The organism is Curtobacterium pomorum, from assembly GCF_044497295.1.
Classification (GTDB): Bacteria; Actinomycetota; Actinomycetes; order Actinomycetales; family Microbacteriaceae; genus Curtobacterium.
Genome location: NZ_CP172409.1, coordinates 2,284,100 through 2,296,856 on the forward strand (window position 1 = coordinate 2,284,100; position 12,757 = coordinate 2,296,856).

At 70.7% G+C, this 12,757-nt stretch carries 12 protein-coding genes; 2 read left to right on the top strand and 10 right to left on the bottom strand.

The window, feature by feature from the left end:
- Positions 1–43 precede the first annotated feature (43 nt).
- Positions 44–1,276, top strand: coding sequence for a DUF349 domain-containing protein (locus ACGH48_RS10930; protein WP_340197616.1), 1,233 nt, complete (start codon positions 44–46; stop codon positions 1,274–1,276).
- Positions 1,277–1,370: 94 nt separating this feature from the next.
- On the opposite strand, the gene ACGH48_RS10935 is transcribed toward ACGH48_RS10930, so the two are convergent.
- Genes ACGH48_RS10935 through ACGH48_RS10955 form a run of 5 tightly spaced genes read right to left on the bottom strand, consistent with a single transcriptional unit; the run spans position 1,371 to position 4,633 of the window.
- On the bottom strand, positions 1,371–2,333 hold the full coding sequence (locus ACGH48_RS10935; protein ID WP_396288585.1) for a bifunctional riboflavin kinase/FAD synthetase: 963 nt from the start codon (positions 2,331–2,333) through the stop codon (positions 1,371–1,373).
- 8 nt (positions 2,334–2,341) lie between these two features.
- Entirely contained in the window at positions 2,342–2,788 is a 447-nt protein-coding gene (locus tag ACGH48_RS10940; protein WP_123312425.1) for a hypothetical protein, read from the bottom strand.
- Between the two features lie 45 nt (positions 2,789–2,833).
- Positions 2,834–3,199 carry a hypothetical protein gene (locus ACGH48_RS10945; protein WP_123312424.1) on the bottom strand — a complete coding sequence of 122 codons (366 nt, stop codon included), beginning with the start codon at positions 3,197–3,199 and terminating at the stop codon, positions 2,834–2,836.
- On the bottom strand, positions 3,196–4,164 hold the full coding sequence (gene truB, locus ACGH48_RS10950) for a tRNA pseudouridine(55) synthase TruB (RefSeq protein WP_396288588.1): 969 nt from the start codon (positions 4,162–4,164) through the stop codon (positions 3,196–3,198). The genes ACGH48_RS10945 and truB overlap by 4 nt, the downstream gene beginning before the upstream one ends.
- Positions 4,165–4,186: 22 nt before the next feature.
- Positions 4,187–4,633, bottom strand: a complete 447-nt coding sequence (locus ACGH48_RS10955) for a hypothetical protein (RefSeq protein WP_396288590.1) — start codon at positions 4,631–4,633, stop codon at positions 4,187–4,189.
- Positions 4,634–4,700: 67 nt separating this feature from the next.
- Between ACGH48_RS10955 and ACGH48_RS10960 the strand changes: the two genes are divergently transcribed.
- A complete protein-coding gene (locus ACGH48_RS10960) occupies positions 4,701–5,576 on the top strand; it encodes an A/G-specific adenine glycosylase (protein WP_396291123.1) in 876 nt (291 codons plus the stop codon).
- A gap of 83 nt (positions 5,577–5,659) precedes the next feature.
- Here ACGH48_RS10960 and rbfA read toward each other — a convergent pair whose 3' ends face one another.
- The 5 genes from rbfA to ACGH48_RS10985 form a co-directional block, all read right to left on the bottom strand.
- The gene (gene rbfA / locus ACGH48_RS10965; RefSeq protein WP_123312419.1) at positions 5,660–6,124 is read right to left on the bottom strand and encodes a 30S ribosome-binding factor RbfA; all 465 of its coding nucleotides are present in this window, start codon (positions 6,122–6,124) and stop codon (positions 5,660–5,662) included.
- A gap of 150 nt (positions 6,125–6,274) precedes the next feature.
- Positions 6,275–9,127, bottom strand: coding sequence for a translation initiation factor IF-2 (infB, locus tag ACGH48_RS10970; protein WP_396288592.1), 2,853 nt, complete (start codon positions 9,125–9,127; stop codon positions 6,275–6,277).
- Between the two features lie 73 nt (positions 9,128–9,200).
- The gene (locus ACGH48_RS10975) at positions 9,201–9,512 is read right to left on the bottom strand and encodes a YlxR family protein (protein ID WP_396288594.1); all 312 of its coding nucleotides are present in this window, start codon (positions 9,510–9,512) and stop codon (positions 9,201–9,203) included.
- 67 nt (positions 9,513–9,579) lie between these two features.
- Positions 9,580–10,575: a transcription termination factor NusA gene (gene nusA, locus ACGH48_RS10980; RefSeq protein WP_111083890.1), complete on the bottom strand. Its 996-nt coding sequence runs from the start codon at positions 10,573–10,575 to the stop codon at positions 9,580–9,582.
- Between the two features lie 174 nt (positions 10,576–10,749).
- On the bottom strand, positions 10,750–12,501 hold the full coding sequence (locus tag ACGH48_RS10985; protein ID WP_396288597.1) for a proline--tRNA ligase: 1,752 nt from the start codon (positions 12,499–12,501) through the stop codon (positions 10,750–10,752).
- Positions 12,502–12,757: the final 256 nt, after the last annotated feature.

Below are 12,757 nucleotides of genomic sequence, written 5' to 3' on the forward strand. Positions count from 1 at the left end.
ACGGTGACGTCGGCGATGCACGACCACGATCGAGGCGAGACCTGTGGGATCTGACGAAGCAACGACCTGGGGGCGGGTCGACGAGAACGGGACCGTGTACGTCCGGTACGAAGAGACCGAACGTGCTGTCGGTGAGTACCCGGACGCCACCCCCGAAGAAGCCCTCGCCTACTTCGCGCGGAAGTACGCCGACCTCGAGGGGCAGGTGAAGATCGCCGAGCAGCGCGTCCAGCGTGGTGCGTCGGCGAACGACGTCGCCCGGACGGTCGAGCACCTGACGACCCTGGTGGCCGAAGCCCGCGTCGTCGGCGACATCAAGTCGCTCGAGACCCGTGTGGGTGCGCTCACCGAGCAGCTCGGCTCGCTCACCAAGGAGCAGGCGGAGCAGGCGCAGCAGGCGCTGAACGACGCCCTGGCACACCGCGCCGCCCTGGTCGAAGAGGCCGAGGCGCTCGCGGCGGTGGACCCGGCGCGCGCGCAGTGGAAGCAGATCACGGCACAGCTCGACGACGTGTTCGCCCGGTGGCAGCAGCACCAGCACGACGGCCCGCGCATCCCCAAGAACGAGGCGAACGAACTCTGGAAGCGGTTCCGCGCAGCGCGGTCCACCGTCGACCAGCACCGCCGCGCGTTCTACTCCGAGCTCGACGCGCAGCACCGCGACGCCCGCACCCGCAAGCAGGAGCTCGTGTCGCAGGCCGAGGCACTCGCGTCACGCGGGTCCGACGCGATCCCGGACTACCGTCAGCTCCTCGACGACTGGAAGAACGCCGGGCGCGCCGGCAAGCGCCACGACGACGCCCTCTGGGCGCGGTTCAAGGCCGCCGGCGACGTCCTGTTCGAGCAGCGCCACGCCGAGAGCGCAGCCGAGGACGAAGAGTTCTCCGGCAACCTCGAGGCGAAGCAGGCCCTGCTCACCGAGGCCGAGCCGCTGCTCAAGGCGACCGACCGCGTCGCCGCCCGCAAGACCCTGACCGGCATCCAGCGGCGCTGGGACGAGATCGGCAAGGTCCCCCGCGGGGACGTCCGCCGCATCGAGGACCGCCTGCGGGCGATCGAGGACCACGTGCGTGGGCTCGAGGACGCGCACTGGAAGGAGTCCAACCCGGAGCGCAAGGCCCGGCAGACCGGACTCGCGAGCCAGCTCGAGGACGCCATCGGCAAGCTCGAGTCCGAGCTCGCCGACGCGCAGGCCTCCGGTGACGCGCGCAAGATCAAGGACGCGCAGGAAGCACTCGACGCCCGCAAGATCTGGCTCGACGCCCTCGGCAGCTGATCGCCGGTCGACGACGCCCCCGTGACCGATCGGTCACGGGGGCGTCGTCGCGTGGCGGCGCGTGGCGTGGCGTCGCGGCGCGTGGCGTCGCAGGTCAGACCGGCGTGGGCAGGCCCAACAGCAACCGGATGTCGAGGTCGTCCTGGCGCATCTGCGTGGCGAGCTCGTCCATCGAGTCGAACTTCACCATGCCGCGCACGTAGGACACGAACAGCACGGAGATGCGGTCCCCGTACAGGTCGAGGTCGACGTCGAGCAGGTGCGCCTCGATCTGCTTGGCCGGCACGCCTTCGAACGTCGGGTTGTTGCCGACCGAGACGGCTGCCGGGTACACCGTGCCGTCGTGCAGCACCCGGGCGGCGTAGACGCCGTCGGCCGGCGCGAAGCCCTCGAAGGCCGGGTCGAGGTTCGCCGTCGGGTACCCCATCGCCCGCCCCCGCTGGTTGCCGTGCACGACGGTGCTGCGGACCGCGTGCTCACGACCGAGCAGCCGAGCGGCCTCGGCCACCCGCCCGTCGCCGAGGAGCTCGCGGATCCACGTCGACGAGACGCGTCGCTCGCCGTCGGGTCGGACGTCGTCCACCAGGTCGACGTCGTCGATGAGCTCGACCGTGAAGCCGTGCTGCTCCCCCAGGGCGCGCAACAGGGTGACGTCGCCGGCGCCCTTGGCCCCGAAGCGGAAGTCACTGCCGACGAAGACGAGCCGGGCGTGCAGGGTGTCGACGAGGATCTCGGACACGAACGCCTCTGGTGACTTCGACTGCAGTTGCTCGTCGAAGCGGAGCAGCAGGGTGGCGTCGACACCGGCGGCGTCGAGGAGCTCGCGCCGCTGCGCCGTGCTCGTGAGCGCCGGCGGGACGTGCTGCGGGTCGATGACGTTGAGCGGGTGCCGGTCGAACGTCACCACGGTGGCGACCAGGCCCTGCTCGTGGGCGGCGCGCTCGAGGTGCGCGATCACCGCGCGGTGCCCGACGTGCACACCGTCGAACTTGCCGATCGTGACGGCGCTCGGGCCGAAGCCCTCCGCCACGTCGGCGATGTCGTCGTAGAACTGCACGGCTGCTCCTACTCGCCCACGGGGGCGGTGGTCGATGCGGCCACCGGCTCGGCCGACGCGGTGCGGTGGTGCTTGCGGAGCCACCAGAGACCGGCGATCGGCAGCACCAGCGGTGCGAAGGCGTAGCCCATGCCGTAGTACGACCAGATCGTGTCGTCGGGGAAGAGCTGCCGGTCGAAGAGCGACAACGTGCCGATGACGAGCACACCGGTCATCTCGAACACGATCGTCACGCAGGCCACCCGGTACCAGGAGCGTCCGGGCACGATCAGGGCGATCATCGCCACGATGTACACGACGGCGGCGATGGCGCTCACCGTGTACGCGAACGGTGCGAACGAGAACTTCTCGATGATCTGGACGACGCTCCGGCCCGTCGCCGCCAGGGCGAGGATGCCGTACACGGCGATGAGGACGCGGCCGATGCCGGTCGCGAGTGAGGATCTGGTCGCCATTGCACCGATTCTACCGACGTGCGGGGACCACCATGACGCTCGGGGTCAGTTCAGGGCGAACCAGATCTGGTACATCCGGTAGACCATGACCGCGACGGTGAACGCACCGGCACCGAGGACGACCGTGCTCCACTTCGTGCGGTCCACGAGCGCCCAGACGATGGCAGCCGGCGGCACCAGGAGCACCGACACCGCGTACACCCCGAACTCGAGGGCGTTGCCGTCCGGCGGGCTGCCCGTCGCGGGGAGCACGATCGAGATGACACCCTGCGCCAGGAGCAGGACCTCGATGAGCGCGAGGGACCCGACGGTGTAGTCGTTGGGCTTCCAGCCGATGAACCCGACCACGACGGCGAACAGCCCGGCCAGGACGGCGACGACGAGCTGGACCCACATGAACCACTCGATCACGCGTGCGCCCCGTTCTGCGGAGCCGGCGCAGGAGCGGCAGCCGGCGCCGGGAAGTTCGTGATGACCCGGAGCAGTCCGCGCCGGACCGAGACCAGTCCGACGAGGCGGTCGTCGGCGGCGGCCACCGCGGCCACCGGGTCATCCGAGTCCGGGTGGTCGGCCGCGACGCGCTTGCCGTCGGTCAGGTCCTTCGCCGCGGCCGCGTCGAGCGACACCGAGGAGAACAGGCGACGCGCCACGTCGGCCGGACGCGCGAGCGCAGCGCGGACGTCGACCGCGTCGTCCTCGAGGTCGATCGCGTCGGCCACGTCGAACGGACCGACCTGGGTGCGGCGGAGCGCGGTGAGGTGGGCACCGGTGCCGAGGGTCGCGCCGACGTCGCGCGCGAGGGCCCGGACGTACGTGCCGGACGAGCAGGTCACGACGACGTCGAGGTCGACGACCGGCACCTCGGCGCCGTCGACCGTGACGGTGCGGTCGTTCCGGCCGGTGACGTCGAACCGCGAGACGGTCACCGTGCGGGACTGCAGCTCGACGGTCTCCCCCTTGCGCGCGAGGTCGTACGCACGGCGCCCGTCGACCTTGATCGCGCTGACGGTGGAGGGAACCTGGTCGATCTGGCCGCGCTGCTGGGCGACGGCACGTTCGACGGCTTCGTCCGTGACGTCCGCGGTCGCGACGCCGGTCGCGGCGGTCGGGGTGCCGTCGGCATCGTCGGAGTCCGTGGACACGCCGAGCCGGATGGTGGCGGTGTAGGTCTTGCCGAGGCCGACCAGGTGCGTGAGCAGCCGCGTGGAGTGCCCGATGCCCAGAAGCAGCAACCCGGTCGCCATCGGGTCGAGGGTCCCCGCGTGCCCGACCTTCTTCAGACCGAGGCGGCGACGGGCGATCGACACGACGCGGTGGCTGGAGATCCCCTGCGGTTTGTCGACGAGGAGGATGCCGTCCGGCACGGTTTCGAGCACCAGAGGAGATTACCAGCGCCGGTCAGCAGGCGTCGTTCCACTCGCGACGGGGGTGCTCGGGATCGGTGACGTCGAGGACGGCGGAGGCGGCGATCTTGACGTCCGCGCGGCGTTCCAGCCGACCCGCTTCCTGCTCGACCCACAGCGACCAGCGCCAGAGACCGCGGACACCGGGAGCCAACAGCCCGTGCCCGTGCACGACCAGCACGCCGTCCCCGGCACCGGTGGTACGGAACGGGGTGACCACCTCGGCGCGCAGCGTGTCGGGGTCGGTGGACGGCGCGGCGGCGGCCATCGCGGACACCCCGTGCTGCTGGAAACCCGCCACCAGCGCCGCGGCGACGTGTTCGAGATCGGTGCCGTCCTGACCGTCGATGCCGATCACGGTCCGGTTCGTGCCGACCTGCGCGATCGCCTCCGCAGCGATCGCGGCCATCGTGTCGGTCTCTTCGGGTGCCCAGCGTGCCATGCGTCCACCGTAGGCTGTCGTGGTGAACGCGAGCAGGGCCTCCCGACCGGATGTGGACAACGCGAGCATCCCCGACATCGCGACCCCGTTGATCAGCTGGTTCCGACAGGAGGCCCGCGACCTGCCGTGGCGTCGCCCCGGCTTCCCCGCCTGGGGCACGCTGGTCAGCGAGATCATGCTGCAGCAGACGCAGGTGGCGCGCGTCGTCCCCCGACTGGAGGCGTGGCTCACCCGGTGGCCGACGCCTGCGGACCTCGCGGCGTCACCCCCGGCGGATGCGGTGCGCGCCTGGGACCGGCTCGGCTACCCGAGACGCGCGCTCGCGCTGCACGCAGCCGCAACCGTGATCGCGAACGAGCACGGCAACGTCGTGCCGCGGGACGTCGATGCGCTGCTCGCACTCCCCGGCATCGGCGACTACACGGCACGGGCCGTGGCGGTGTTCGCGTACGGCGACCGGCACCCGGTCGTGGACGTCAACGTGCGGCGGGTGCTCAAGCGCGCGCTCCTCGGCCAGGGCGAACCCGGGCCGGCGAAGGCGAAGGACGACCTGCCGCTGATGGAGTCCGTGCTGCCCGCCGACCGCGACGACGCCGCTGCGACGAACGCTGCGGTGATGGAACTCGGTGCGCTCGTGTGCGTCTCCCGCTCCCCCGCGTGCGACGCCTGCCCGATCGCCGACCGCTGCGCCTGGCGAGCCGCCGGCTACCCCGACCACGACGGGCCGCGTGCGCCGAAGCAGGCGAAGTTCGCCGGCAGCGACCGGCAGGTGCGCGGCCTGGTGATGGCCGAGCTGCGGGCGAGCGACGTACCGGTCGCCCGGTCCGAGATCGAGCTGGTCTGGCCGGACGCCGAGCAGCGGGACCGGGCGCTCGCGTCGCTGCTGCGCGACGGGCTGGCGGTCGGCGACGACACGACCGGGTACCAGCTGCCGGACGCCTGACGCACGACCGCCCGGGGCGCGACCGCCGGACGCACGAACGCCCCGCTGCACACGGTGCGGCGGGGTGTTCTGACACGCGCTGACTAGGCCCGCTCGGCGTCCTGCTCGTCGTCGGACTCGTCGTCCTCGTCCTCGTCGCGCTTGTACGGGTCGGCGTCGCCGGCGTACGTCGCGCCGACCGAGGCGGCACGCACCTGCTCGTCACGCACCTGGGCCTGCACGAGCAGGTCCTCCATGTGCGCGGAGGTCTCCGGCAGCGCGTCGGCGATGAACTCGAGCGACGGGGTGAGCCGCGCCGTGATGTTCTTGCCGACCTCGGAGCGGAGCATGCCGGTCGCCGCCTTGAGCGCGGCAGCGGAGTCGGCGCGTTCCTCGTCGGTGCCGTACACGGTGTAGAAGACCGATGCGTGCTGCAGGTCTCCGGTCACGCGGACGTCGGTGATCGTCACGAACCCGAGACGCGGGTCGCGCAGACCCTTGTCGAGACGGCGTGCGACGACTTCCTTGATGCGGTCCGCCATCTTGCGTGCGCGCTGCGGATCGGCCATGGGTGCCTCCTGAGGCAGTGGCGGGACGTTTCCCGCCGGTGGTTCTGCGTGGAAAGGGGTCGGGCCCCGACCTCCCGGAACGGGAGGCCGGGGCCCATCTGGACTCGCACCTCCCGTACGGGGAGGCCGGGGCCCAGGGTGGTCACACGATCAGTCGCGCGGCTTCTCGACGAGCTCGGTGGTCTCGATCTCGTCACCGATCTGGATGTCGTTGAACTTGCCCAGACCGATACCGGCCTCGAAGTCCGTGCGGACCTCGGTGACGTCGTCCTTGAAGCGACGGAGCGACTCGATCGCCAGTCCGTCGGCCAGGACCACTCCGTCACGGATGACGCGCGCCTTGGCGTTGCGCGTGATCGTGCCGGAGCGGACGATGACACCCGCGATGTTGCCGAACTTCGAGGAGCGGAAGACCTCTCGGATCTCGGCGACACCGGACTGGACCTCTTCGTACTCGGGCTTGAGCATGCCCTTGAGGGACTGCTCGATGTCGTCGAGTGCGTTGTAGATGACCGAGTAGAAGCGCACGTCGATGCCTTCGCGCGCCGCACGCTCACGGGCCTTGACGTCCGGACGGACGTTGAAGCCGACCACGATGGCGTTGTCGATCGTGGCGAGGTCGATGTCCGACTCCGTGATCGCACCGACACCGCGGTGGAGGATGCGGAGCTGGACGCTGTCGTCGACCTCGATGTCCAGGAGCGACTGCTCGAGTGCCTCGACGGCACCGGAGACGTCACCCTTGATGATGAGGTTGAGCGAGTCGACCTTGCCCTCTTCGAGTGCACGGGTGAAGTCCTCGAGCGAGATGCGCTTGCGGGCCTTGGCCAGCTGGGCGTTGCGCTCGGCGGCCTCACGCTTCTCGGCGATCTGACGTGCCGTGCGGTCCTCTTCGGTGACGAGGAACGTGTCACCGGCGCGGGGCACCGAGGACAGACCCTGCACCTGGACCGGGCGGCTCGGCGTGGCGGCCTTGACCGCGACACCGTTCTCGTCGGTCATCGCACGGACGCGGCCGTACGCCGTGCCCGCCACGATGGCGTCGCCGACGTGCAGCGTTCCAGACTGGATGAGGACGGTCGCCACCGCACCGCGGCCCTTGTCGAGCCGTGCTTCGATCGCGACGCCGCGGGCGTCCTTGTCGGGGTTCGCACGCAGGTCGAGCCCGGCATCAGCGGTGAGCAGCACGGCGTCCAGGAGCTCCTGGATACCGATGTTCTGCCGAGCCGAGACGTCGACGAACATGACGTCTCCGCCGTACTCCTCCGCCACCAGGTTGTACTCGGTGAGCTGCTGGCGGACCTTGGCCGGGTTCGCGCCTTCCTTGTCGATCTTGTTCACCGCGACCACGATCGGCACGTTGGCCGACTGCGCGTGGTTCAGCGCCTCGATCGTCTGGGGCATGATGCCGTCGTCCGCCGCGACCACGAGGATCGCGATGTCGGTGACCTGCGCACCACGAGCACGCATGGCCGTGAAGGCCTCGTGACCCGGGGTGTCGATGAACGTGATCGGACGCTCGATGCCCTCGTGCTCGGTGACGATCTGGTACGCACCGATGTGCTGGGTGATGCCACCGGCTTCACCCTCGACGACCTTCGAGTTCCGGATCGCGTCGAGCAGTCGCGTCTTACCGTGGTCGACGTGACCCATGACGGTCACGACGGGGGGACGGACCTGCAGGACGGAGTCGTCCTCGTCGGCGTACTCGGCATCGATGTCGATGTCGAAGCCCTCGAGGAGCTCCTTGTCCTCGTCCTCGGGCGAGACGATCTGGATCTTGTAGCCCAGCTCGTCACCGAGGACCTCGAACGTGGCCTCGTCCAGCGACTCGGTCGCGGTCGCCATCTCACCGAGGTGGAACAGCACCGTGACCAGGTTGCCGGGCATGGCGTCGATCTTGTCCGCGAAGTCCGAGATGCTCGCACCGCGACGGAGTCGGACGACCGTGTTGCCGTCACCACGGGGGACCTGCACACCGCCGAGCGACGGGGCCTGACGCATCTCGTACTCGGCGCGCTTCGTCCGCTTCGACTTGCGGGCACGGCTCTTGCCGCCACCGCGACCGAACGCACCAGCGGTACCGCCACCGGGGCCACGACCACGGCCACCGCCACCGGCGGGACGGGGGCCGCTGAAGGCCGGACGCGGGAAGCCGCCACCGGCACCGCCGCCGGCACCCGGACGGGCGCCACCGGGGCCGCCACGACCGCCACCCTGGCCCGGGCGCTGCCCGAAGCCGTTGGGACGGTTCGCCTGACCGGGTCCACCCGGACGCGGTGCACCGGGACGCGGGACGCCGGGACGCGGGGGCTGCGGACGCGGGATGCCCGCTCCGCCGGCACCAGCGGCGGGGCGCTGGCCCATGCCCTGGTTCGAGGCGAACGGGTTGTTGCCGGGGCGCGGCGGGCGCGAGCCCATGCCCTGGTTCGACGCGTAGGGGTTGTTGCCCGGACGTGCTCCGGGCTTGGGGCCACCGGGCTTCGGACCGGCAGCGGCGGGCTTGGCACTCGAGCCGGGCTTCACCGCGTCGGTCTTCGGCTCGTCGCCGGCGGACTCAGCCGGCTGCGTGGCGGCCTGCTGCTCGGCGGCGGCCTTCTCGGCACGGGCCTTCTGTGCGGCCTCGGCCTCTGCCTGTCGCTGGGCGACGGACTTCGGTGCTGCCGGGGTCGGGACGTCCTCGGCCGCAAGTGCTGCCTGGACCGCGGGCTCGGGAGCGGGTGCCGGACGGACCGGGCCGGGGCGCGGGCCGCCGGGCTTCGGCGCGCCGGACTTGGGCGTGCTGCTCTTCGCCGGCGTGCTCGGCGCGGGGGCCGAGGCTGCGGGCTTGGATGCCGGGACGCCGTCCGCCTGCAGGGCGGCACGGAGCTTCCGGGCAACGGGGGGCTCGATGCTCGAGCTGGCACCCCGGACGAACTCTCCGAGCTCCTTGAGCTTCTCGAGTGCGGTCTTGCTGTCGACGCCGAGTTCGCTTGCGATCTCGTGTACGCGTGGTTTAGCCACTGTTCTCCTTCACGGGTCCCACCCCGTAAAGGGCAGGACTCAATGGATGACGGGTCTCATTTCGAGCCGCTCATCAGTTGTCCATAAGCCGTTCAGCCTGTTCTGTCATGTCCGGGCGCTCGGTCGACTCCTGTGGGAGACCGACGATGTGGTCGAGCACCGCGGACGTGTCGGGATCGCGATCCAACCGGAGCGCACGGCGGAAAGCCCTGCGCTTGACGGCCAGATCGTAGGCATCGACGGTCGGTGTGAGCCATGCTCCCCGGCCCGGCATGACTGCCTTCGGATCCGCCACGACGCGGCCATCGCTGAGGGCGACGACTCGGAGGAGTGAGGATCGGGAAGCGCGACGACGACTGCCGATGCACGTTCTGACGGGAATCACTCTACTCCTTGCCTCGGACGTGCGCGATCCGGCGCGCCCTTGTGGACACGCCGGCGGCGAAATCGCCCTAGTCGTCGCCGTCCAGGATGGAGTCCGGCTGGATGTCGATCCGGGCCCCGGTGAGCTTCGCGGCGAGGCGGGCGTTCTGCCCTTCCTTGCCGATCGCGAGCGACAGCTGGTAGTCCGGCACGAGCGCGCGGACGGCCTTGGTCGATGCATCGAGCACGAAGGCGCTCGTAACCTTGGCCGGCGACAGGGCACTCGCGACGAACGCCGACAGGTCCGGGGACCAGTCCACGATGTCGACCTTCTCGGCGCCGAGCTCGTTGGTGACGGCACGGACGCGCGCGCCGAGCTCGCCGATGCAGGCGCCCTTCGCGTTCACGCCGGGCTCGTTCGCCTTGACCGCGATCTTCGTGCGGTGACCGGCTTCACGCGCGAGCGACGTGATCTCCACGACGCCCGAGGCGATCTCCGGGACCTCGAGCGCGAAGAGCTTCCGGACCAGGCCCGGGTGCGTGCGCGACACCGTGATCTGCGGACCCTTGTTGCCACGGGCGACGCTCGTCACGTACACGCGGATGCGGGAACCGTGGGCGTAGGACTCCCCGGGGACCTGTTCCTCCGGCGGCAGGATCGCCTCGACCGTGCCGAGGTCGACCATCACCATGCGCGGGTTCGGTCCCTGCTGGACCACGCCGGCGACGATGTCGCCTTCCTTGCCGCGGAACTCGCCGAGGATCTTGTCGTCGCCGATGTCGCGCAGTCGCTGGTTGATGACCTGCTTCGCCGCGAACGCCGCGATGCGGCCGAAGTCGCTGGGCTGGTCGACGGCTTCACCGATGACGGTGCCCTCGTCGTCGAGCTCGGGGACGTAGACGCTGACCTCGCCGGACTTGCGGTCGAGCTCGACACGCGACTGCGCGTGGGCCGGCTCGCCGTTCTCCTCGGCGTGCTTCTGGTAGGCGGTCAGGATGGCAGATTCGATGATCTGGACCAGTTCGTCGAACGGGATCTCCCGCTCGCGCTCCATGAGTCGCAGGACTGCGAGATCGATCTTCACCGAGGTGCCTCCGTATTCAGATGAGTCGCTCCTGCGGATGGAACCGTCGCAGAAGTCGGCCACAAGCGTACCGCACTGCGGCTCGCGGACCCGAGCACGGATGCACGGGAGGCCCGTGGCGGCGTCGCCACGGGCCTCCCGTCCGTCGAGTGGTCGCGTCCAGGACGCGACCCGCTAGATCGCGCGGACCGCGTCGAGCAGCTCGGCGACCGGCACGTCGCGGCGTTCGCCGCTGGCCCGGTTCCACAGCTCGACGACGCCGTCGGCGGCGCCGCGGCCGGCGACGACCACGATCGGCATGCCGAGCAGCTCCGCGTCGCGCAGCTTCACGCCCGGCGACACCTTCGGACGGTCGTCGTAGAGCACGTCGAACCGCTCGCCCTCGAGCTCGGCGACGATCGACGTCGCCAGGTCGTAGGCGACCTGGTCACGGCCGGTCGCGACGATGTGCACGTCGAACGGCGCGACGTTCTTCGGCCAGGCCAGGCCCTTCTCGTCATTGTGGGCCTCGGCCAGGATCGCCAGGATGCGCGTCACGCCGATGCCGTACGAGCCCATCGTGACCGTCGCGAGCTTGCCGTTCTCGTCCTGCACCTTCAGGCCCAGGGCCTCGGCGTACTTGCGGCCGAGCTGGAAGACGTGCCCGATCTCCATGCCGCGGGCGGTCTCGAGCGGGCCGGAGCCGTCGGGCGACGGGTCCCCCGCACGGACGTCGGAGACCTCGGCGACACCGTCGGCCACGAAGTCGCGGCCGACGACGAGGCCGGAGACGTGCACGCCGCGCTCGTTCGCGCCGGTGACCCAGGCGGTGCCGTCGACCACGCGCGGGTCGACGAAGTACCGGATGCCCGTGGCGCTGTCGGCACCGAGGACCTGCGGACCGATGTACCCCTTGACCAGGCCCTTGTGCTTGCGGAAGTCGTCGTCGCCTGCGGCCTCGACCTCGGCCGGGGCGAACGCGACCTCGGCACGTTTCAGGTCGACGTCGCGGTCACCGGGGAGCCCGACGACCACGACCTCGCGCGTGCCGTCCAGGTGGGTGAGCGCGAGGACGACGTTCTTCAGCGTGTCGGCCGCGGTCCACGGCGCACCGTCGCGCGGCGCGACCTCGTTCGCGTGGGCGACGAGCGTGTCGATCGTCGGGGTGTCGGAAGCGGGCAGGAGCACCGCCTCGGGCTGGCCCTCGATCGGCAGCGACGCGGGCACGGGCGTGACGTAGGCCTCGACGTTCGCGGCGTAGCCGTTCGCGCTGCGGACGAAGGTGTCCTCGCCGACGGCGATCGGGTGCAGGAACTCCTCCGACTTGGAGCCGCCCATCGCGCCGGCGTCCGCCTTGACGATGACGTACTCGAGGCCGAGGCGCGCGAAGATCTTCTCGTACGCGTCGCGCATCACCTGGTAGCTACGCTCGAGGCCCTCGTCGGTGAGGTCGAACGAGTACGCGTCCTTCATGGTGAACTCGCGACCGCGCAGCAGGCCGGCGCGGGGCCGTGCCTCGTCGCGGTACTTGTCCTGGATCTGGAACAGCGTGACGGGCAGGTCCTTGTACGACGAGTACAGGTCCTTCACCAGCAGCGCGAACATCTCTTCGTGCGTCGGGGCGAGCAGGTAGTCGGAACCCTTGCGGTCCTGCAGGCGGAACATGCCGTCGCCGTACTCGGTCCAGCGGTTCGTCGCCTCGTACGGCTCGCGCGGCAGCAGCGCCGGCAGCAGGACCTCCTGCGCACCGGCGGCGACCATCTCGTCGCGGATGATCCCCTCGATCTTGGCGCGCACCCGGAGACCGAGTGGCAGCCAGGCGAAGATCCCCGGGGACTGGCGACGGACGTACCCGGCGCGGACGAGCAGCTTGTGGCTCGTCACCTCGGCGTCGGAGGGGTCGTCGCGGAGCGTACGGAGGAACAGATGCGAAAGCCGTGTGACCACGGGGCCAGCCTAGCGGCGTGCGCGCACCGCGCGAGGCGCGGGCGGACCCGCACCGTGCGAGGTTCGCCGGCGGGTGCGGCGCCAGCCGCACCGTGCGCCGTCACGAGCTCGCACCGGACTGCTGACCCGTCACGGGCCCGCGAAGTCGGCATGGTGCGGACGGGACGCCCGGCGCCAGGCCGCCACGGGCCTCCCGTCCGGCACGACCGCGACGCCCGGGGCGGGCTGACGCGCACCGTGCGAAGTTCGCCGGCGG

Excerpts from the sequence above, each read along its gene's own strand:
- ACGH48_RS10955 (WP_396288590.1), bottom strand. The coding sequence starts at position 4,633 with ATGGCACGCTGGGCACCCGAAGAGACCGACACGATGGCCGCGATCGCT.
- rbfA (WP_123312419.1), bottom strand. The coding sequence starts at position 6,124 with ATGGCCGATCCGCAGCGCGCACGCAAGATGGCGGACCGCATCAAGGAA.
- ACGH48_RS10940 (WP_123312425.1), bottom strand. The coding sequence starts at position 2,788 with ATGGCGACCAGATCCTCACTCGCGACCGGCATCGGCCGCGTCCTCATC.